This is a genomic window from Kutzneria viridogrisea DSM 43870 (assembly GCF_000525635.1).
Taxonomy (GTDB): Bacteria; Actinomycetota; Actinomycetes; order Mycobacteriales; family Pseudonocardiaceae; genus Kutzneria; species Kutzneria viridogrisea.
In genome coordinates this window covers 7,188,626-7,208,309 of the sequence record NZ_CP007155.1, presented here as the reverse complement: position 1 = coordinate 7,208,309, position 19,684 = coordinate 7,188,626, and the positions used below count along the sequence as shown (strand labels likewise).

The following is a 19,684-nucleotide window of genomic DNA, read 5'->3' as shown; positions in this document are numbered from 1 at the left end:
TTAATCAACACTGTTGCGTAAATGCAAAGCACCGGAGTGAACCTCGACCGACTGCGTGGTCACAACGACGCGCTGGTACTGGACCTCGTGCGCACGCAGGAAGGCCTGAGCAGGGTGGACCTGGCCGCGCGCACCGGGCTGACGGCCCAGGCGGTGTCCAAGATCGTGGCCAGGCTGATCGAGCACGGGCTGCTCGCCGAATCGGGGCAGGCCGCGCCCACCGTGGGCAAGCCGCGCACCCTGCTGCGCGTGGTCGCCGACGCGCGCTGGTCAGTGGGCGTGCACCTGGACCGCGACGAACTGCGCGTGGTGCTGGCCGACCTCACCGGGACAGTGGTGCGCGAGCGGCGCGTGCCGGGACCGGTGGCGGACGTGGCGTGGATCGCGGCGCCGGTGGCCGAACTGCTCGCGGGGGTCGACCCGGCGAGGGTGATCGGCATCGGCGTGGGCTGCCCGGGGCCGCTGGACCACCGCACGGGCGTGGTGCACGCGGCCACCCGGCTGCCCGGCTGGCACGGCGTACCGCTGCGCGAGCAGTTGGCGCAGGTCACCGGCCTGCCGGTGATCGTGGACAAGGACACCAACGCGGCCGTGCTGGCCGAGCGCTGGTGGCAGCGCGAGCGGTTCACGCACGCGGCACTGGTGTACGTGGGCACCGGTATCGGTGCCGGGCTGGTGCTCGACGGGCAGGTGCACCGCGGGGCACGCACCAACGCGGGGGAGTTCGGCCACACCACGGTCCAGGCGGACGGCCCGCTCTGCCCGTGCGGGCGGCGTGGCTGCGTGGAGGTGCTGTGCGGGCCCGCCGCCGTGGTCGGCGCCGGACCGGACGTGCTGGCCCGCTTCGCCGCGCTCGACCCCGCTGACCAGCGGATCCGCCGTGCCTCGCGGCTGCTCGGCACGGCGGTGCTGGACCTGGTGAACCTGCTCGACCTGGACCACGTAGTGCTTGGTGGACGAGCGGCCGCGCCCTACCTGGCCGAGGTGGAGCGGGCCGTGCGGGACGCGGGGGTGAGCGTTGCGCTCAGCGAGCTGGGGCCAGGGTCGGTCGCGGCCGGGGCGGCGACGCTACCGCTGGCCGCGTACCACCCGGCGAGCGCCGTGCCCTCGGCTCCACACCGCTGATCCGCGGGGCCTGCGAGCTCAGCTGCCAGCGGTGCGGCAGCCACAGCGGGTGGCTGACCAGGTCGTCGCGCTGGAAGCCGCACTGCCACTGGGTGAACGAAGGCCGGTCCAGGGCCTTGTCCCACTGCGTGGCCTGGGCCAGCAGCAGGTTCACCACCGCCATCGCGCGGTTGCGGTCACCGGCCGCCACGATCGAGCCGTCGGTCTGGATCCACGCCGTGCCGTGCGCGGGCTCGCGCTTGGCGCAGCAGCCGTTGGCCGGGTCGAACTCCGGGTCGTCCAGCTCCGCGCGGGTGATCCGGGCGTCCCGTGCCGCGAGGAAGAACCAGAGGTCCTGGTAGCTCTGCTCGGACAGGCCCAGGTGGCCGCCGGGCAGCCGGAAGCTGATCGGGCCGGGCACCAGGTGCGTCGGGTCGTGCCGGAACAGGGCGTCCGGGCGCAGCGGGCCGCTGGCGGGCGGGAAGTCCGTCCACAGCACCGGCCGGGCGTGCGGGCCCGCGGCCCTCTTGCGCACCGCCAGCACCGGGTGCATGCCGCCGTGCGCCACCGGGGCGTAGATCACGCCGTCCGGGGCGAGCTGGTCCAGCCAGTGCGGGGAGATGCCCGCGACCCCGGCGGTGACCACGATTCTGTCGTAGGGGCCTCCCGACGGGTCGCCGAGGTAGGCGTCCTCGCCGGAGACGGTCACGGCCTGGTCCTCGTCGTAGGGACGATCACCGAGTGCCACCTGGAGCACCCGCTGGCCAGGCCGGATGTCCACCGCGTCCACGAGGGCGGCGGTGGCCGGAGAAGCAGTCATCTGGTGTTTGATCATTAGAGGCGTACCCCCGAGTGGGTTCCCACCCACACAGTGTGCCAGACGCGCCAATACCCGCGAGTCGACCTTGACCACCAACCGAGCGGATAAGCCGTGAACAACGGCCGTCACGCGGTTTAATGATACCGCCCGCCGCTTCCTCCCCCTTGGCGGCCGGGCGGTAGGACCGGAGCCCCCGCCCACACCCCCGGGACGGGGGCTCCGGGTCCGCCGCGCGGTGTCACGAAAGTGCCGTTGCGGACATCTGGTGTCGCGAACGGCACGTTCATGACACCGCTCACCCCGTCAGCAGGGTGGTCAGCACGGTGGTGAAGGCGAGGTGGGCCTGGGCGGCGCTCTGGCCGCCGTGCAGGATCCGGGTCAGCGTGCCCGCGCGCAGGGCCAGCAGGAAGGTCGCGAGCTGCTTGGGCGGCAGCCCGGCCAGCGCGGAACCGGGGGGCACGACGCGGGCCAGCAGTTCGGCGAAGGCGGTGGACGCGTCCTCGTCGTGCTTGTCCAGCCGGGCGACCAGCTCGGGGTTGCGCCGGGCGTGCATCCGGAACTCCAGGATGACGGCGCTCAGCGCGCTGTCCTCCTCGTTGAGCTCCAGCAGCTCCCTGGCCAGTGACGTGGGCGCGAGGTCGGTGGCGGCCAGCGCCTCCAGCCGTTCGCGGCGATCGGTGGCGTACTGGTCGAACACCTCGACGACCAGTTCGTCCTTGCTGCCGTAGTTCGAGTAGAACGCACCGCGGGTGTAACCCGCTCGGGCGCAGATCTCATCGATCGAGGAGGCCGCGTAACCACGCTCCGCAAGCACCTCGACGGCTGCACGGAGCAAACGGGCCTTCGTGTGCACCCGTTTGCGCGGGGCTACGCCGTTGGGGTGGCTGACGTCACTGTCAGAACCGGCCATGGTGATCACGATACAGCCTTACACTCAGTACGTCGGTGTATCGAGTGCATTGATGTATCGAAACCGGAGGGGATTGGCCGTGCCCGCGAGGAATCAGCCAACTCGGATAGTCGTCCTCGGAGGCGGCTACGTGGGGCTCTACACCGCGCTGCGCCTGCAGAAGAAGCTGCGCGCGAACGAGGCGTCCGTCACCATCGTGGACCCGCAGCCCCACATGACCTACCAGCCGTTCCTGCCCGAGGCCGCCGCTGGCGCCATCGAGCCCAGGCACGTGACGGTCCCGCTGCGCAAGACCCTGGACCGCTGCCACGTGCGCACCGCGCGTGTCACCTCCGTGGATCCCGACGCGAAGCTGGTCACCATCGAGACCGATGGCGGCTCCACCGAGCAGCTCGGCTACGACATGCTGGTCGTGGCCCTTGGCGCGGTGACCCGGCTGCTGCCGATCCCGGGCCTCGCCGAGCACGGCATCGGCCTGAAGACCATCGGCGAGGCCGTCTACCTGCGCAACCACGTGCTGTCGCGGATGGACCTGGCCGCCAGCACCAACGACCCCGAGCTGCGCCGCAAGCTGCTGACCTTCACGGTCATGGGCGGCGGGTTCGCCGGTGTCGAGGCGCTGGGCGAGCTGGAGGACATGACCCGCGCCGCGCTGAAGTACTACCCGACCATCAAGCCCGAGGACGTGCGCTGGGTGCTGGTCGAGGCCGCCTCGCGCATCCTGCCCGAGGTGCGCGAGAGCCTGGGCGTCTACACCGTGGACAAGCTGCGGGCCCGCGGCATCGAGGTCTTCCTCGACACCCGCGCGGAGAGCGTGCAGGGCGGCGTGGTCAAGCTGTCCGACGGCAGCGAGTTCGCCAGCGACACGATCATCTGGACCGCGGGCGTCACCGCGAACCCGGTGCTGGCCAAGTCGGGCCTGCCGCTGGACCAGCGCCGTCGCGTGGTGGCCAACGCCGCCATGCAGGTGGAGGGCCAGGAGGGCGTGGTGTGGGCCGCGGGCGACTGCGCCGCCGTGCCGGACCTGTCGCGCACCGACGACGACCCGAACGCCACCTGCCCGCCCAACGCCCAGCACGCGGTGCGGCAGGCCAAGCACCTGGCCGCCAACATCCTGGCCGTGCTGCGCGGCAAGCCCGCCACCGTCTACGTGCACAAGAACGTGGGCGCGGTGGCCAGCCTGGGCCTGCACAAGGGCGTGGCCGACGTCTACAACACCAAGGCCAAGGGCTACCTCGCGTGGGCCATGCACCGCGCCTACCACGTCGCCAAGATGCCGACCTTCAACCGCAAGGTCCGAATCCTGTTCGACTGGGTCGGCAGCGGCCTGCTCGGCCGCGAGGCCGTGTCCATGGTGCACGTGGCCGAGCCGCGCGCCACCGACGCCGCCGAGGTGCAGAACATGCTGCCCCGCAAGGCGTTCGCCGACCAGAACAGCTGAGGACGCACACTGCGCCGGGTACCCGCCGGGTACCCGGCGCAGCTGTGTGCTCAGGTCCTCGGTGAGACCTGCGCGGTCAGGTCGTCGAAGTCCAGGTGCCCGGTGTAGCGGTGGATCCGCTTGGCCTCGATCTCCTCCACCCCGCGCACCGCGACCGGGTAGGCCACCCCGTCCGGCACGGTGAACCTCGTGCGCCGCCAGCCGTTCCAGGTCACGTAGTCCCCGTACACCGAGTAGTTCCGGCCGTTCGCGTCGCTGATCAGCACGGCCAGCCAGCCGCCCCTGCCGTCCCCGTTGACCGACATCTCGAACCCGTGTGCCCGCCCGGGAACCGGGATCGGAGCGGGCGCGGTCGCCACCCCGGTGCGGGTCTGCTCGGAAGCGGTGAAGTCCACCGACATGCCCAGCGCGTTGCCGTGCCGCCCCGGCACGCTGGCCAGCGAGCCCGAGCCCCGCGCGCTGCCGAACTTCCACGACCCCGCGTCCTCGAACCCGGTGACCGGCTCCGACTCCAGGCCGACGGCTACCGGGAAGGTCGTGACCCGGTCGCCGACCTGTGCCGTGACCGTGGTGAACGCCTTGTCCGCCAACGCCTTCACCGCGAACGAGCCGTCCGCGCGCGGGGTGATCCGGATCAGGTCCCGGTCGTAGTCCAGTCGAACGTCGCACGGGTCGACCGCCGAGGACTCGCCCGCGGCGTCGTAGCCAGTGACCGTGAACCCGGCGGGCCGCCCACCGGTGAGGTCCACCTGCGGCACGGCGATGCGGGTCAGCGCGGGCAGCACCCGCACCGAGCCGCTGCCACGCACGCCGCGCGAGGTCACCGAGACCTGGGCCGTGCCAGGCGATCCGCCCGTCAGCACCCCGTCCTGGTCCGCGCCCGTCCAGCGCAGCGCCCCGGTGCGGGCCGGGCCGTAGGTCTCGTCGTACCCAGTCGCGGTGAGCCTGCGGTGCAGACCGGTGAACACGGCGGGCACCTTGCCAAGCCGGATGCCGGTGAGGTGCCCGCTGCCCGGCGCGGAGAACAGCCCGATCCCGTTGCCCACCGGGCGTTCCACCCCGTCGGAGGGCACGTTGCGCACGCTGGTCGAGGTGCCGCCCGCGTCGCGGCTGATCAGCTCGCTGGAGCCGCCGCCGTCCACGACCACCGCCTCGTAGGCCCCGCGCTGCTGCATCCACCTGGCCAGTTGCCGCTCGGTGACGCCCTTGCTGACCGCCGACCGGCCGTCGATCACGACCAGCATCATGTGCTTGCCGTCCTGGGAGAAGCCGATGGCCGTCTCCGGGTTGACCGAGGTGTCGTCCAGGGTCTGGTCCGCCACTCCCGCCCGCACGAGCACGTCGCGGGCGCCCATCAGCGTGTCGAACCGGTGGTCCGGCTCGGTGCGCGGCGCGTAGCTGACCCCGACCGGCGCCCCGACCGGCAGCGCCGCGAGCAGGTCGGCCTCGCTGCCGGTGCCCGCCAGCACGAAGCCGTCCCCGGGGATCCGGTCCGCGCCGTGCCGGACCACCCGCCCGCCGGAGACCGTGACCTCGTGCGTCCTCGGTGAGCCGAGGAACGCCCGCGAGGCGGTGCCCCACAGCGGGGTGAACACCCCGAGACCCGCGCCGGCGGGCACCTGCACCTGGTTGAGGCCGTCGAGCCGGTACTTTCCGCCGGGCAGCACGACCTGGCCGTCCAGGTAGGCCTCCACGATGCGGCCCACCCTGCCCGCGTCCACCCCGACCGCGTGGTGCCAGGGCGAGGGGTCGGTCTGCGGGCCCTTGCGCAGCGTGCCGCCCTGGACCTCGATGCCCAGGGTGGACCCGGTGTTGTTGATGTCGAAGAAGTCCCCGTTGACGGCGGCGATCGCGTGCTGGGCGGTCGCCATCTCGGTGACGGTCTGGGCCTGGCCCACCACCGGCGGGGTCAGCAGGCCCACCGACAGTCGCGGATCGCCCAGGTCCGCGTCGAGCACGTTGCCGCGCAACGGGATGCCCTCGAAGGTCTGGCTGAAGTCGGTCAGCGTGGTGCCGGGGCCGACCGGCTCGCTGTCCTGGCTGTCCGCGGCGGCGGGCGGTGCCGCCCCCGCCGGACTGGTCCAGCCGAGGCCGACGGTCGCCACCAGCATTGATGTCACGGTCACCAGTGCAAGCCTGCGCATCACGACCTCCGAGGATCCGCTCCGGACGTGGCCGCCGCGTGGCGCCGAGTTGACAATTTGCCGACTAGATGTGGATGCTGCAAGTAGTTCACCGATTCAGCCCAGTGGCGCGTCACGCTCCGCGCAGTGCGGGTAGAATCGGCTGAGCCGATCGGCGGCGCGGCGATCGGCCGGTAATGATGTACCCCCGGTTTTAAGGATGGCTTCCGAATGCCCTCAACTCCTGTCGTCGTCGAGCAGTGGCTCTCCCTGTCACGCCCGGCGTTGCTGGAGAAGGTCCGCCAGGTCGTCAAGCGGCGCGAGGTCGAGGTGTGGGCCGCGGTACGCGGGCACTCCGTGCTGGCCGCCCAGGTGCGTGGCGCGCTGTCGGCGCTCAAGGCCGAGGTGCGTGGCACCCGCGACGAGGGCATGTGGGGCATGTGGATCGAGCAGGCCAGGCAGGCCCTCGGCCAGACCGAGTCCGCGCCCGCACCGCAGCCCGCGGCCGCGGCCGAGGAGCCCGCGCGGGAGGCGGAGAGCAAGGAGGAGCCGGAGCCGGAGATCACGCTGGCACCGGAGCAGCCCAGCCGTCCCAAGGCCGCCTCCACCGTGCCCCCGGTGATGTTCCAGGCGCCCGGCAGCTGATCTGGTCAGTTCCCAGCCCGTTTCCAGCTTGCTCCCAGGTGGCCTCGCGATCCTGCGAAGGTGAGTACTGATCTGCTGACGGTGCCCGCCACCGCACCGGTCGTCACCGAGCAACCCGCCCGGCCGCGGTGGTCGCGCCCGGCGCTGGCCGCCGTGCTGGTCCTCGCCGCGGGGCTCTACACCTGGGCGCTGTCCATCAACGGCTACGCCAACACCTTCTACGCCGCCGCCGTGCTCGGTGAGACGCAGAGCTGGAAGGCGTTCTTCTTCGGCGCGCTGGACGCCGGGTCGGCGGTCACGGTGGACAAGCCGCCGCTGGCGCTGTGGGTACAGGCCCTGTCGGCGCGCGCTTTCGGCTTCAACTCGTGGAGCCTGCTGCTGCCGCAAGCCGTTGCGGGCGTGCTCACCGTGGCGGTGCTGCACCTAGTGGTGCGCCGCACCTATGGGCACCTGGCCGCGATCATCGCCGCACTGGTTTTCACCCTGACGCCCATCACCGTGGCGATCACCCGGCACAACAACCCCGACACCCTGCTGGTGCTGCTGCTCGTGCTCGCCGCGTGGGCCTGCTCCAACGCCGTGCGCTCCGGGCGGTGGCTGCCCATGGTGTGGTGTGCCCTGGCCGTCGGGCTCGCGTTCAACACCAAGATGTTGCAGGCCTACCTCGTGCTGCCCGCCTTCGGCCTGGCCTACCTGGTCGCGGCGCCGAACCGGTTGCGCAGCCGGATCGCCGGGCTGGGCATCGCATCCGCCGTGCTGCTCGCGGTCAGCGCCAGCTGGATGCTCGTGGTCGACGCCATTCCCGCCGCCGACCGCCCGTACATCGACGGCAGCCTGGACAACACCGTCAGCGACCTCGTGTTCGGCTACAACGGACTCGGGCGTGTGCTGGGGCAGACCGGGTTCGCCTCGCCGGGGCTGATGGGTGGCGGCGGTGGCCGGATGCCGAACTTCCCGGCCGGGGCGATGCCGCGCGGCGGCGGGGGATTCGGCGGCGACCAGTCCGGGCTCGGCAGGCTGTTCAGCTCCCAGGTGGGCAGCCAGATCTCCTGGCTGCTGCCGCTCGCCGCGATCGGCGGGCTGGTCGCGCTGGCCCTGGCGTGGCGGGCTCGACGCACCGACCAGCGTCGCGCCGGTCTGATCATCTGGGGCGGCTGGCTGCTCACCACCTTCGTGGTCTTCAGCTTCGCCCAGGGCATCTGGCACCCGTACTACACGACCGCCCTCGCCCCGGAGCTCGCCGCCGTGGTCGGCATCGGACTGGTCGCGCTGATCCGCTTGTACCGCACGGCAACCCCGTGGGCCCTGCTGCTCCCCGTCGCGTTGGGGATCACCGGCTTCTGGGGTGTGGCGCTGCTGGACCGCAACACCTCGTTCGTGCCCTGGCTCGTGCCGGTGGTGGCCATGACCACCAGCGCCGTGGTGGTGGCCCTGGTCCTCGGATTGATCATCCCCGCGGTGACCCCCGTTGTGCGCCAACGCATCCTCGCCGCCTCCGTGGTCGCCGGGCTGCTCGCCGTGCTGGCCGGTCCCTCCGCCTACGCCGCGTCCACTGTGGACACACCTGTGTCGTCCACCTTCCCCGCGGCCGGTCCCGCCGGCGCCGGGTTCGGCGGGTTCGGGCAGGGCTCGTCGGGGCTGCCCACGGCCCTGGCGAACTACCTGGTCGCCAACCAGGGCAAGGCAACGTGGATCGTCGCGATGGTCGGGTCGGCGGCCGCCTCGCCGGTGATCCTGCAGACCGGCAAGCCGGTGATCGCCATCGGCGGTTACAACGGCAACGTGCCGGTACCGACCGCCGCGCAGATGAGCTCGCTCGTGGCCAGCGGCCAACTGCGCTTCCTGCTGGACAGCAACACCGAGGTCCGGTCCGTCAGCGGGGACCCGGTCCAGGCGTTCGTGCCGGAGGCCGTGCAGTGGGCCCGCACCCACTGCAAGGTCGTGACCCCCTCGGCCTACGGCTCCGCCCCGACCGGATCCACCCTCTACGACTGCTCCTGACCAACCCCGCGTGTCGGCGCTCCGTCCCCCGCGTGTCGGCGCCTCCCGTACGGTGTGTGGCGCGCGCCCGTCCGATGTGCCGGCGAGTCCCGCCCACTGGTGCGCGAGTCTCGTTCTGGGGTGCGCCAGTCCCGTCCACCGGTGCGTGAGTCCCGTTCGCTGGTGCGCGAGTCCCGCCCCGCCGACGTCCCGAAGGTGCCTTTGGCGACGCTGGGCGCCTGCCACGACCGCCGCGAAGGTGGCTTTCACTGCGTTGGACGCAGCGAATGGTCCTTTCGCAGCGCGTCTCGGCGGTGCCAGGAAGGTGCCCTTCGCGACGGTGAACGACCCGAACGGCACGCGGCACGGCGGCACAGGCCCAGAGCGGGCTCGCCGGGCCACGCGCCCACGTCCCGAAAGTGCCCTTCACGACGCTGGACGTCCCAAAGGGCACCTTCACGGCACCCGGTGCTGAGCCGCCACCCCACCCCAGCACGTCACGAAGGTGCCCTTCACAGCACCCAACGCCCTGAACGGCACCTTCATGACATCGCGGCGGGCGGGGTCGGCCCGGACGCACGTGAGCCCCGCCAACGGCTGAGCGGGACTCACGTGCGTCAGAGCGGGACTCGCGTGTGGCTGGGCGGGACTCGTGGGTCAGGGGCGGGTGGGGGAGCTCAGGGTGAGCTTGATCGTGTTGTCCGGGCCGGGGACCAGTGCGTTGATCAGGAGCCCGGCGAGGCCGCAGTTGGCGAACTGCCCCACCGAGTAGGTGCCGAGCAGGTCGCCGCCCTTGAGGATGTTGAAGCCGGGGCCGGAGACCAGGTCGATCGTGTCGGGCTCGGCGCTGGCGCAGTTGTCGCCGATCGGGATGGGCAGCCCGGCCACCGACATGGTCTTCAGGTGCATGCGCATGGTGGAGTGGCTGGTGACCACGCCCTTGTCGAGTTTGCCGGTGGTCTGCCCGATCGACTCCAGCTCCACGGTGGAGCTGACGGGCAGGATGCCGAACTGCTTGTAGGACAGCGTGGCTGGCGGCAGTTGCAGGTCGGCGGTGATCTCCCCGGTGCCGGGCACCAGGTGCGAGATGAGCTTGCCGGTGCCCAGGGTCATCGTCGCGTCGATCTTCTTCAGGTACGTGGTGCCGTCGATCTTGAAGTTGACGTTGATCGTGGTGGGCGGCGCCTGCGGATCGGCGCTTGCCACGCCCGCACCGACCATCGCGACCGCGAGCGCGGCGGCGAGCACGCCGGTCATTCTCCTGAGCGGTTCGCGCATGAGGAGCACCTCTCTCGTGACTTCGGATTCAGTTGGGCAGGCCCAGCAGGCGGCTCACGGACGGTGTGCCGGTGGCACCCGAGCGGGCCAGGTCCCACGGCAGCGGGGCACCGGGCGTGGCCGCGGGCGGAACGCCGCCGCCGTACGGCGCGTTCTGCGAGCCACGCACCCCGGTCGCGCTGCCCGCGGGCAGCGTGCACGCCGCCTGGGTGTTCAGCGTCCCGGGTGAGGTGTCCAACCCGTTGCGGTAGGTCGTGCCCCCGTAGCCCGTGGTGCAGGGCAGCGGGTCGAAGAAGGTCAGCTCCAGCGCGAGGTTCGCCCCGTTCTGCGTGATCACCTTGCTGCCGGTGTCGATCGCCCTCGGCATGGACACCAGCAGCTGCTCCAGCCCGTTCTGCCTGATGCGCATGACGTTCGCGGTGGTGAGCAGGTTCGCGAACAGCACGCCCATGTTCGGGTCCAGGTCGCGCACCAGCGCGCGGGTCTGTGCCGCGGCGTCGGTACCGGCGCTGATCAACCGGCGCAGGTCGGGGTCGGACTGCTTGAACTGCGCGGACAGCAGCGCGGCGTTGTCCGCGAAGGTCCTGAGCGCATCGCCCTCGGCCTGCTGGGTGTGCAGCACGGTCTGGCTGTCGGTGATCAGCTGCTGGGTCTGCGGCACGTGCTGTGCCGCGACCTGAACGAAGGAACTGCCGTTGTCCAGCAAGGCTTGTAGGTTCGGGCCCGCGCCCTGCATCGCCGTGCCCAGTTCGTCCACCACGGTGCGCAGCGACTCGGTGGGCACCGAGGAGGCGAGCCGGTCCACGCTGGTGAGCAGGTCCTGCACGGCCAGCGGGATCTTCGTGTCCTCGACCGGGATCACCGAGCCGTCACCGAGGAACGGCCCCTTCGTGGTGTCCGGGCGCAGGTCCACGTACTGCTCGCCGACCGCCGACCGGTTGGCCACCACGGCCTTGGATCCGACGGGGATGTGCGGGGCGGAGTTGTCGATGTCCAACTGCACGTCCACGCCCTGGTCGGTCAGGGCCAGCGCGCCGACCCGGCCGACCGACACGCCCCGGTAGGTGACCTCGGCGTTGGTGAAGATGCCGCCGGAACCGTTGAGCTGCATCGTGACCACGTAGTAGCCGCGCAGCCCGACCAACCGGCCCAGCTTGGCGTAGTTGAGCCCGACGTAGACCACCACGAGCAGGCCGATCACCAGGAAGGCCAGTACGCGCAGGCGAATTCCCCTGGTGAGCATCAGCGAGCACTCCCGTCGAACAGCAGCTTGGGCCCGACCGGCGGGTTGACGACCGTGCCGGGCACCGCGGTCACCGACAGGTAGACGTTGAGGTAGTCGCCCTTGATCGCGTCCAACGCGGCGTCGGTGAACGGGTAGGTCACCAGCAACTCCAGGGACTCCGGCAGGTTCTTGCCCGCGGCGGCCAGCTGGTTCAGTGTTGGTTGCAGCGCCTTGAGATCGGCCACCATGTCGTCCTTGCTGCGGTTGATGGTGTCGGTGGCCACCCCGGACAGGTGGTCGATCGACCGCAACATCGTGACCAGCGATTCCCGTTGCTCGGACAGGACTTTCATGCCGGGGGTCAGGTTGTCCAGCACCCCGCCGACCTGGTCCTTGCGCTGGTCCAGGGTCGCCGACAGGCGGTTGACGCCGTCCAGCGCACTGGTGATGTCCTGGCGGTGCGCGTCCAAATTGGACACCAGCGTGTTCAGGTTGCCCACCAGGGAGCGGACCTGGGACTCGTTGCCCACCACGGCCTTGTTCAGCTCGCGGTTGATGTCCTGGATCTGCGCGATGCCGCCCCCGTTGAGCACCAGGGACAGCGCGCCGAACACCTCCTCCACCTGCGGGTTGCGGTTGGTCCTGGTCAGCGGGATCACCGCCCCGTCGGCCAGCGAGCCCTGCGCGTTGTCCCGCGGTGCGGCCAGTTCCACGTACTTCTCGCCGAGCAGGCTGGACTGCCGCAGCCAGGCCACGGCGTTGGCGGGCAGGTGCACGTCCCCGTTCACGCTCAGGCCCACCTGGGCGGACCAGCCGTTGTCCGGCAAGGTGATCGTGTCCACCCGGCCCACCGCGACGTTGTTCACCTTGACCGCCGCCTGCGGCACCAGGTCCAGCACATCGTGGAACTGCGCGGTGATCCGGTACGGGTGCCCGCCCAGGTCGGCGCCGCCAGGCAGTGGCAGGTCGTAGACCCCGGTGAACCCGCCCGAGCAGCCGGTGGCCAGCGTGCACGCGGCCAGCGCCAGCACGACCGCGCGCCTCATCGTGTGGCTCCCGTCAACGGCAGCGGCAAGGCGCTGTACTCCAACAGGTTCGTCCTGCTGCCCAAGGTGTTGTTCTTCGGGTCGTAGGTGCCCAGCAGGTTGGTGATCGCCAGCGGGGCGTCGTCCAGTGCCTCGGCCAGGGACGCCCGCTGGTCCACCAGCACCTTGGTCACCGCCGCCAGTTTGTCCACATTGGACTTGATTAGGTCCCGGTTGTCCCGGATGAACGCCTGGACCTGTTCCAGCGCACCGGCCATCTTGTCCATGGCCGCGCCCAGGTCCTTCCGGTCCTGCGCGAGGAAGCCGGACACGCCGGCGAGCTGGTCGGTGGCCTGGCGGACCTTGTCGTCGCTGCCCGCCAGCACCGCGGTGAACTTCTGCAACCCGTCCACGGTGTCGAACAGGTCGTTCTGCGAGCCGGACAGCGTGGTCGTCGCCTTGCCCAGCTCCTTGATCACGTCACCGAGCGCACGACCGTTGCCGCCCAAGTTCTGCGCCATCACGTCCAGCACCTTGGACAGCGCGCCCTGCGAGTTCGCGCCGCCAGGCCCGAGCTGGTTGGCCAGGTCGCTGAGGCTGCTGTAGAGCTGGTCCAGTTCGGCCGGGGTCGCGGTGCGCTCCACCGGGATCACGCTGTCGGTGGGCATCTTCGTCCCGCCCCGGTAGACCGGGGCCAGCTGCACGTACCGGTCGCTGACCACGCTGGGCGAGACCACCACCGCCTGGGCCCTGGCGGGTACGGACACCCCGTTCCGCACCGTCATGCGCACCCGGACCTGCTTGCCCTCCGGGGCAACCTCGTCGATCCGGCCGACCCGGATGCCCAGCACGCGCACGTCCGAGCCGGGATAGACGCCCACCGCGTTGTCGAAGTACGCCGTGATCCGGGTGACCCCGGCGTCGCCGAAGACCCACCACAGCCCGGCCGAGACGAGCAGCAGCAGGGCGAAGCCCGCCGCGCCGATCCTGGCCAGGCGCGACCGCGCCCTGGTGCGGAACATCAGCTGCCTCCCTTGATCCGGGGCGGGGTGCAGCCGCTGGCGCCCTCGGTGGGCACCAGCCCGCACAGGTAGGTGTCCAGCCAGCGGCCGTTGCCCACGGCGTTGCCGAGCATCCGGTAGTACGGCCCGGCCAGTCGCAGGCTGCGGTCGAGGTTGTCCTGGTTGCGCTGCAACAGGCTGGTGACCTGCTGCAACTGTTGCAGCGCCGGCGCCAGCTGCTGGGTGTTGTCGTTGACCAGACCCGACAGCTGGGTGGCCAGCTGCTGCGCCCCGGTCAGCAGCGCCCCGATCGCCTCACGGCGCTTGGTCAGCTCGGACAGCAGCAGGTTGCCGTCGGTCAGCAGGGCCTGGAACTGGTCGTCGCGGTCGGCCAGGGTCTGGGTGATCTTCTTGGTGCCCGCGAGCAGCTCGGCGAGCTGGCTGTCCCGCGAGGAGATCGTCCTGGACAGCGAGGCCAGCCCGGACAGCGCCGTGTTGACCTGCGGGGAGGTCCTGGCGAAGGTGTCGGCGATGGTGGTGAAGCTCTGCGCCAGCTGCTGGGTGTCGATCTGCCCGACCTGCTGGGTGAGCCCGTTGAACGCGTCGGTGACGTCGAAGGGGGTCACCGTGCGGCTGACCGGGATCGCCTGGTCCGGGTTCTGCTCGGCCGAACCCAGCGGGTCCACCGACAGGTACTTCTCGCCGAGCAAGGTCTTGATCTTGATGGCGGCCGTGCTGCGGTCGCCGATCCACGCCCCGCGCACCCGGAAGGTCACGTGCACGTGGTCGCCCTCCAGCGCGGTCCCGGTGACCACGCCGACCTTGACCCCGGAGATACGCACCTCGTTGTCCGGGCGGATCCCGGCCGCCTCGGTGAAGTCCGCGCTGTACCGGGTGCCCGCGCCGATCACCGGCAGGTCGTTGGAGAAGAAGGCCAGTCCGCCAAGCACGGACAGCAGGAGCAGGCCCAGCACACCGACGACGACCGGGTTGCGCTCCAGAATCGTCTTGCGCCGCTTCGGTTCCGGTGTGGTCATCGCTGGCACCTCGGCTGGGTCAGCGGGATCCCGGTCGGCGGTGGGGCCCCGTTGGTGGTGCTGACCCCGGTGACGGTGGCCGAGCACAGGTAGAAGTTCAGCCAGGAGCCGTAGGAGGCCATCCGGCCGATCGCGTCCATCTTCTTCGGCAGGTTCTGCAGGAAGCTCTGCACCAGGTCGGAGCTGCCCGCCAGGTTCGTGGAGAGCTGGCCCAGCGCCGAGATGTCCTGCTTGAGCGGCTCACGGCCCTGTTCCAGCAGGCCCGCGGTGCTGTCGGTCAGCGAGGACAGCGCGCTGATCGCCCGCCCGATCGGCTCGCGGTCCTTGGCCAGCCCCGACACCAGTTGCTGGGCCGTGGTCACCAGGGACCCGAGTTCGTCCCCGCGCAAGGTGATCGTCTTGAGCACCGAGTTCAGGTTGTCCACCACGTGCCCGATCACCTGGTCCTTGTCGGCCAGGGTGGAGGTCAGCGAGGCGGTGTGCGCCACGAAGCTGTCCACCGTGGTGCCCTCGCCCTGCAACACCTGGATGATCTCCGAGGACAACTGGTTGACGTCATTGGCGTTCAGCGCGTGGAACAGCGGCTGGAACCCGTTGAACAGGTCGGTCAGGTCCAGGGCCGGGGTGGTCCTGTCCAGCCCGATCGTGCTGCCCGGCGCCAGCGTGGCGCCCTGCCCGCCGCCCTCGTCCAGCGCGATGTAGCGCTGCCCGATCAGGTTGCGGTACTTGATCGCGGCGGTGGTGGACCCGGGCAGCCTGCGACTGGCCGCCAGCGAGAACTCCACCTGGGCCACCCGGTGGTCCACGATCTCGATCTGCTCCACCTGGCCGACCCGCACCCCGGCGACCCGGATGTCGTCGCCCACGTTGAGCGAGGTGACATCGGTGAACCTCGCCTGGTACCGCGCGGTGTCGCCCACCCCGACGTTGGAGATGGTGATGCCCAGCACCACGGTGGCCGCCACCGTGAGCACCGTGAACAGCAGACTCTTGGTCAGCGGCGCCGCCACGCTCCTCATCGCAGCGTCACCTCCGCCCCACGGTAGAGCGGTCCGACCAGCAGGCTGCTCCAGCCGGGCAGGTCCTGCGGGGGCACGCCGGTGGACGGCCCGATCAGGTCATTGATCAAGTGGTTCTCCTGCACCGAGTTCGGCAGGCTCGCCTGGCGCGGGCTGCCGTAGCAGGTGGGCCCGCCCTTCTCCGTGTACGCGGGGGTGTCCTTGCCCGGCACGTACTTGCCCAGCCCCTGCGTGACCTTGACGTCCACGTGGATGCCCGGCCTGTCGGTGCCCTTGCCCAACACCTTGTCCATCAACGGCTTCAGCTCCGCGAGCTGCTTGAACGAACAGGGCAGCTCGGGGGAGTAGCGCGCCCACAGCTGCAAGGTCGGCACGCTCACCGAGGACAACTGGATCAGGTTCTCGGCGTTGTTGGTGAGGAAGCCGGTCAGATCCGTCGCGGTGCTGGTTGCCTTGCCGTACAAGGAGAGCAGCGCGTTCTGTTGGTCCACGAAGGTCCGCGTGGTGGTCGTCGCGTCGGTCAGCGCCTGGAGCACCTGCGGGGCCACGTTGTCGTAGGTGTCGGCAACCTTCACCAGCTGCGCCACGTCCTCGTTCAGCTCGGGCAGCTTGGGGTTCATCTGGGTCAGGTAGCCGTTCAGCTCGGTGAGCGTCCGACCGAGCTGCTCCCCGCGCCCGTGCAGCGCCTGGTCCAGCGCGCTCAGCGTGCTGGCCAGCTTCTGCGGCTGCACCGCCTGCAACATGGGCATGACATCGCTGAGCACCTTCTCCAGCTCGATGGCGCTGCTGGAGTGGTCCTGGTCGATCACGCTGCCCTGTCCCAGCCGCCTGCTGTCCGGGGCGGTGGGCAGTTGCAGGTCCACGTAGCGCTCGCCGAACAGCGACTTGGGCAGCAGCCGGGCGGAGAGGTTGACCGGCAACAGGTGCACCTGGTCGGGGTGCAGCGCCAGCTGGATGCGCGCCCCGCCGCCGCTGGTCTGGATGTCGCGCACCTCGCCGACGATCACCCCGCGTATCTTCACCTCGGCGCCCTGGTGCAGCTCGTTTCCGGTGGTGTCGGTCATCAGCGTCACGCTGACCACCGGCGTGAACCGCTGCTGGTAGGCCGAGACCGACAGCCACATCAGCAGCGCGATCACCAGCAGGAACGAGACGCCGACCAGGCGCCGCCCCGCCTTGGCCCAGCCCGCGTTCATCGCCGCACCTCGCTGGCGCTCGGCGCGGCGCTTCGCGCCGGCCCGGTGCCTGTTGATTCGCTCGCGAGCTCGCTCATCCGGCCACCTTCACGGTGGTCGTCGCACCCCAGATGGCCAGGCTGAGGAAGAAGTCGGTGATGCTCACGGTGACGATGGCCGCCCGCACCGCCCGGCCCACGGCCACACCCACACCGGCTGGTCCGCCGGTGGCGCGGTAGCCGTAGTAGCAGTGCGCGAGGATCACCATCACGCTGAAGACGAGCACCTTGCCGAAGGACCAGAGCACGTCCGCCGGTGGCAGGAACAGGCTGAAGTAGTGGTCGTAGGTGCCCGCGGACTGCCCGTAGAACAGCACCGTGATCTCCCGCGAGGCCAGGTAGGAGATCAGCAGACCCACGGCGTACAGCGGGATGATCGCCACGAACCCGGCCACGATCCGCGTGGTGACCAGGTAGGGCAGGCTGCGCACGCCCATGACCTCAAGGGCGTCGACCTCCTCGGAGATCCGCATGGCGCCCAGCTGCGCGGTGAACCCCGAGCCGACCGTGGCCGACAGCGCCAGCCCGGCCACCAGCGGGGCGATCTCGCGGGTGTTGAAGTACGCCGAGATGAAGCCCGCGAAGGCCGCCGTACCGATCTGGTTCAGCGCCGAATACCCTTGCAGGCCAACGACAACGCCGGTGAACACGGTCATGCCGACCATCACGCCCACCGTGCCGCCGATCACCGCCAGCGCACCCGTGCCGAAGCTGACCTCCGCCAGCAGTCGGACGATCTCCCTGCCGTACCTGCGGATCGCCATCGGCGCCAGCACCAGCGCGCGGACGTACAACAGCAGCTGATCGCCCAGGTTGTCCAAGAAGGACAGTTTTCGGTCCACACCGGACACAAAGCGGTTGGTGGCCACTCACATCCCCTTCGGTGGGACCAGCTGCAGGTACAGCGTGGTGAGCGCGAAGTTCACGAAGAACAGCAGCAGGAAGGTGATGACCACGGCCTGGTTCACCGCGTCACCCACCCCCTTGGGACCGGCCGCCGGGTTCAGCCCCCGGTAGGCGGCCACCACCCCGGCCATGAAGCCGAAGATGATCGCCTTCAGCTCGCTGATCCACAGGTCCGGCAGCTGGGCCAGTGCCGAGAAGCTGGCCAGGTACGCGCCCGGCGTGCCGCCCTGCATGATCACGTTGAAGAAGTAGCCGCCCAGCACGCCGACCACGCTCACCATGCCGTTGAGCAGCAGGGCGACCATCATCGAGGCCAGCACCCTGGGCACGATCAGCCGCTGCACGGCCGACACGCCCAGCACCTCCATGGCGTCGATCTCCTCGCGGATCGTGCGCGCGCCGATGTCCGCGCAGATCGCCGACCCGCCCGCGCCCGCCACCAGCAGGGCCGTCACCAGCGGGCTCGCCTGCTGGATGATCGCCAGCACGCTGGCCGCGCCGGTGAACGACTCCGCGCCGATCTGCCGGGTCAGCGAGCCCAGGTGCAGTGCGATCACCGCGCCGAAGGGCACCGACACCAGCGCCGTGGGCAGGATCGTGACGCTGGCGATGAACCAGAACTGCTCGATGAACTCGCGCGCCTGGAACGGGCGGCGCACCGAGTTGCGGACCACGCTGAGCGCCAGCGAGAACAGCCGCCCGGTCTGCCGCAGCGCGGCCACACCGGGGAACGGGGAGGCGGGGGCGGTCATGCGGGGTCCTCGGGGGTGGGCCGTGGCGTGAAGGTGGCTTTCACTGCGTTGAGCGCAGCGAAGGGCACTTTCGCGGCGTGATGGGGCGCGGGACATGCCATGAAAGTGCCGTTCGATGCGTTGGGTGCCAGGAACGGCACTTTCATGGCATGGCGGCGGGCCAGGGCGGTCATGCGGGGGCTCCGATCCCGTAGCGGGTGCGGTCGGCCGCGTCGAGGCTGGCGATGACGCTGCGCTGGGTCGGGATCGGGAACTGGTGCAGGGCGCTCATGACCCGGTCCTTGCGGCGCCGCACGGCAAGTCGGGGCGGTAGCCCGGGACTGGGGTCGAGCTGCGGGGCGATGCCGTACAGGGTGTCGGTGACGGCACGCAGTTGCGCCTGTTCGGCGGCGAGCGTGGCCTGGTCCTTCTCCTCGGTCATGCCGATCGGCCCGAGCCTGCGCCCGTTGAGGAACTGGGCGAGTACGGGTTCCTCGCTGGTGAGCATGAGTTCGCGGGGACCGAACATGACCAGTTCGCGGCGGAACAGCATGCCGATGTTGTCCGGCACGGTCCTGGCCAGGTTGATGTTGTGCGTGACGATCAGGATGGTGGTGTCCAGTTGCGCGTTGAGGTCGATCAGCAGCTGGGACAGGTAGGCGGTGCGCACGGGGTCCAGGCCGGAGTCGGGCTCGTCGCAGAGGATGATCTCGGGATCGAGCACGAGGGCGCGGGCGAGTCCGGCGCGCTTGCGCATGCCGCCGGAGATCTCGCCGGGGAGTTTGGACTCGGCGCCGGTGAGGCCCACCAGTTCCATCTTCTCCAGGACGATGCGGCGGACCTCGGACTCGGGCTTTCGGGTGTGCTCGCGCAGCGGGAAGGCCACGTTGTCGAACAGGTTCATCGACCCGAACAGGGCGCCGTCCTGGAACAGCACGCCGAACAGCTTGCGCACCTCGTAGAGCTGGTGCTCGCTGCACGATGCGGTGTCCACCCCGCCGACCACGCAGCTGCCCCGCTCGGGCCGGAGCAGGCCGATGATCGTCTTCAGGAAGACCGACTTGCCGGTGCCCGAGGGCCCCAGCAGCGCGCTGACCTCACCGCGGGGCAGCACCAGGGACACGTCCCGCCAGATGTTCTGCGCGCCGAAGGACTTGGTCAGTCCCTCGACGGCTACCTCTACGCCCACCGGGCCTCCTCGCGGT

The 19,684-nt window shown here is 70.4% G+C and carries 18 protein-coding genes; 4 read left to right on the top strand and 14 right to left on the bottom strand.

Going from position 1 to position 19,684, the window contains the following annotated elements:
• Positions 1–21 precede the first annotated feature (21 nt).
• Positions 22–1,125 (top strand): ROK family transcriptional regulator, encoded by a 1,104-nt coding sequence (locus tag KALB_RS31490; protein ID WP_025359660.1) that lies wholly within the window; start codon positions 22–24, stop codon positions 1,123–1,125.
• On the opposite strand, the gene KALB_RS31485 is transcribed toward KALB_RS31490, so the two are convergent.
• Both KALB_RS31485 and KALB_RS47880 read right to left on the bottom strand, forming a co-directional pair.
• On the bottom strand, positions 1,025–1,924 hold the full coding sequence (locus tag KALB_RS31485) for a protein-L-isoaspartate O-methyltransferase family protein (protein ID WP_158510859.1): 900 nt from the start codon (positions 1,922–1,924) through the stop codon (positions 1,025–1,027). The two genes, KALB_RS31490 and KALB_RS31485, sit on opposite strands and share 101 nt — an antisense overlap.
• Positions 1,925–2,219: 295 nt before the next feature.
• Positions 2,220–2,834: a TetR/AcrR family transcriptional regulator gene (locus KALB_RS47880; protein WP_158510858.1), complete on the bottom strand. Its 615-nt coding sequence runs from the start codon at positions 2,832–2,834 to the stop codon at positions 2,220–2,222.
• Positions 2,835–2,913: 79 nt separating this feature from the next.
• On the opposite strand from KALB_RS47880, the gene KALB_RS31475 reads away from it, so the two are divergent.
• Complete coding sequence (locus KALB_RS31475; RefSeq protein WP_148309733.1) at positions 2,914–4,275, top strand: NAD(P)/FAD-dependent oxidoreductase; 1,362 nt, start codon at positions 2,914–2,916, stop codon at positions 4,273–4,275.
• A gap of 50 nt (positions 4,276–4,325) precedes the next feature.
• Here the strand turns inward: KALB_RS31475 and KALB_RS31470 are convergent, their stop codons facing one another.
• Complete coding sequence (locus KALB_RS31470) at positions 4,326–6,401, bottom strand: phosphodiester glycosidase family protein (RefSeq protein WP_148309732.1); 2,076 nt, start codon at positions 6,399–6,401, stop codon at positions 4,326–4,328.
• Between the two features lie 228 nt (positions 6,402–6,629).
• On the opposite strand from KALB_RS31470, the gene KALB_RS31465 reads away from it, so the two are divergent.
• Together KALB_RS31465 and KALB_RS31460 are read left to right on the top strand one after the other, a co-directional pair.
• Positions 6,630–7,043: a hypothetical protein gene (locus KALB_RS31465; RefSeq protein WP_025359655.1), complete on the top strand. Its 414-nt coding sequence runs from the start codon at positions 6,630–6,632 to the stop codon at positions 7,041–7,043.
• Positions 7,044–7,103: 60 nt separating this feature from the next.
• Positions 7,104–9,044, top strand: coding sequence for a glycosyltransferase family 39 protein (locus tag KALB_RS31460; RefSeq protein WP_025359654.1), 1,941 nt, complete (start codon positions 7,104–7,106; stop codon positions 9,042–9,044).
• A gap of 636 nt (positions 9,045–9,680) precedes the next feature.
• Here KALB_RS31460 and KALB_RS31455 read toward each other — a convergent pair.
• The 11 genes from KALB_RS31455 to KALB_RS31410 form a co-directional block, all read right to left on the bottom strand.
• Positions 9,681–10,301, bottom strand: a complete 621-nt coding sequence (locus tag KALB_RS31455) for a hypothetical protein (RefSeq protein ID WP_035976086.1) — start codon at positions 10,299–10,301, stop codon at positions 9,681–9,683.
• 28 nt (positions 10,302–10,329) lie between these two features.
• Positions 10,330–11,544 carry an MCE family protein gene (locus tag KALB_RS31450; protein WP_025359652.1) on the bottom strand — a complete coding sequence of 405 codons (1,215 nt, stop codon included), beginning with the start codon at positions 11,542–11,544 and terminating at the stop codon, positions 10,330–10,332.
• Positions 11,544–12,572, bottom strand: a complete 1,029-nt coding sequence (locus KALB_RS31445; protein ID WP_025359651.1) for an MCE family protein — start codon at positions 12,570–12,572, stop codon at positions 11,544–11,546. Before KALB_RS31445 ends, KALB_RS31450 begins: the two co-directional genes overlap by 1 nt.
• Complete coding sequence (locus KALB_RS31440) at positions 12,569–13,573, bottom strand: MCE family protein (RefSeq protein ID WP_025359650.1); 1,005 nt, start codon at positions 13,571–13,573, stop codon at positions 12,569–12,571. The genes KALB_RS31445 and KALB_RS31440 overlap by 4 nt, the downstream gene beginning before the upstream one ends.
• Positions 13,573–14,589, bottom strand: a complete 1,017-nt coding sequence (locus KALB_RS31435) for an MCE family protein (RefSeq protein ID WP_025359649.1) — start codon at positions 14,587–14,589, stop codon at positions 13,573–13,575. The genes KALB_RS31440 and KALB_RS31435 overlap by 1 nt, the downstream gene beginning before the upstream one ends.
• The gene (locus KALB_RS31430) at positions 14,586–15,608 is read right to left on the bottom strand and encodes an MCE family protein (protein ID WP_025359648.1); all 1,023 of its coding nucleotides are present in this window, start codon (positions 15,606–15,608) and stop codon (positions 14,586–14,588) included. Before KALB_RS31430 ends, KALB_RS31435 begins: the two co-directional genes overlap by 4 nt.
• Positions 15,605–16,804, bottom strand: coding sequence for an MCE family protein (locus KALB_RS31425; RefSeq protein WP_025359647.1), 1,200 nt, complete (start codon positions 16,802–16,804; stop codon positions 15,605–15,607). The genes KALB_RS31430 and KALB_RS31425 overlap by 4 nt, the downstream gene beginning before the upstream one ends.
• 73 nt (positions 16,805–16,877) lie before the next feature.
• On the bottom strand, positions 16,878–17,711 hold the full coding sequence (locus KALB_RS31420; protein WP_025359646.1) for an MlaE family ABC transporter permease: 834 nt from the start codon (positions 17,709–17,711) through the stop codon (positions 16,878–16,880).
• Entirely contained in the window at positions 17,712–18,500 is a 789-nt protein-coding gene (locus tag KALB_RS31415) for an MlaE family ABC transporter permease (protein WP_025359645.1), read from the bottom strand.
• The gene (locus KALB_RS47875) at positions 18,497–18,673 is read right to left on the bottom strand and encodes a hypothetical protein (RefSeq protein ID WP_158510857.1); all 177 of its coding nucleotides are present in this window, start codon (positions 18,671–18,673) and stop codon (positions 18,497–18,499) included. Before KALB_RS47875 ends, KALB_RS31415 begins: the two co-directional genes overlap by 4 nt.
• Entirely contained in the window at positions 18,670–19,668 is a 999-nt protein-coding gene (locus KALB_RS31410) for an ABC transporter ATP-binding protein (RefSeq protein WP_025359644.1), read from the bottom strand. The genes KALB_RS47875 and KALB_RS31410 overlap by 4 nt, the downstream gene beginning before the upstream one ends.
• Positions 19,669–19,684: the final 16 nt, after the last annotated feature.

Coding starts and splice junctions, on each gene's coding strand:
- KALB_RS31490 (WP_025359660.1), top strand. CDS start 22: ATGCAAAGCACCGGAGTGAACCTCGACCGACTGCGTGGTCACAACGAC.
- KALB_RS31485 (WP_158510859.1), bottom strand. CDS start 1,924: ATGACTGCTTCTCCGGCCACCGCCGCCCTCGTGGACGCGGTGGACATC.
- KALB_RS47880 (WP_158510858.1), bottom strand. CDS start 2,834: ATGGCCGGTTCTGACAGTGACGTCAGCCACCCCAACGGCGTAGCCCCG.
- KALB_RS31465 (WP_025359655.1), top strand. CDS start 6,630: ATGCCCTCAACTCCTGTCGTCGTCGAGCAGTGGCTCTCCCTGTCACGC.
- KALB_RS31455 (WP_035976086.1), bottom strand. CDS start 10,301: ATGCGCGAACCGCTCAGGAGAATGACCGGCGTGCTCGCCGCCGCGCTC.
- KALB_RS31450 (WP_025359652.1), bottom strand. CDS start 11,544: ATGCTCACCAGGGGAATTCGCCTGCGCGTACTGGCCTTCCTGGTGATC.
- KALB_RS31445 (WP_025359651.1), bottom strand. CDS start 12,572: ATGAGGCGCGCGGTCGTGCTGGCGCTGGCCGCGTGCACGCTGGCCACC.
- KALB_RS31440 (WP_025359650.1), bottom strand. CDS start 13,573: ATGTTCCGCACCAGGGCGCGGTCGCGCCTGGCCAGGATCGGCGCGGCG.
- KALB_RS31435 (WP_025359649.1), bottom strand. CDS start 14,589: ATGACCACACCGGAACCGAAGCGGCGCAAGACGATTCTGGAGCGCAAC.
- KALB_RS31430 (WP_025359648.1), bottom strand. CDS start 15,608: ATGAGGAGCGTGGCGGCGCCGCTGACCAAGAGTCTGCTGTTCACGGTG.
- KALB_RS31425 (WP_025359647.1), bottom strand. CDS start 16,804: ATGAACGCGGGCTGGGCCAAGGCGGGGCGGCGCCTGGTCGGCGTCTCG.
- KALB_RS31415 (WP_025359645.1), bottom strand. CDS start 18,500: ATGACCGCCCCCGCCTCCCCGTTCCCCGGTGTGGCCGCGCTGCGGCAG.
- KALB_RS47875 (WP_158510857.1), bottom strand. CDS start 18,673: ATGACCGCCCTGGCCCGCCGCCATGCCATGAAAGTGCCGTTCCTGGCA.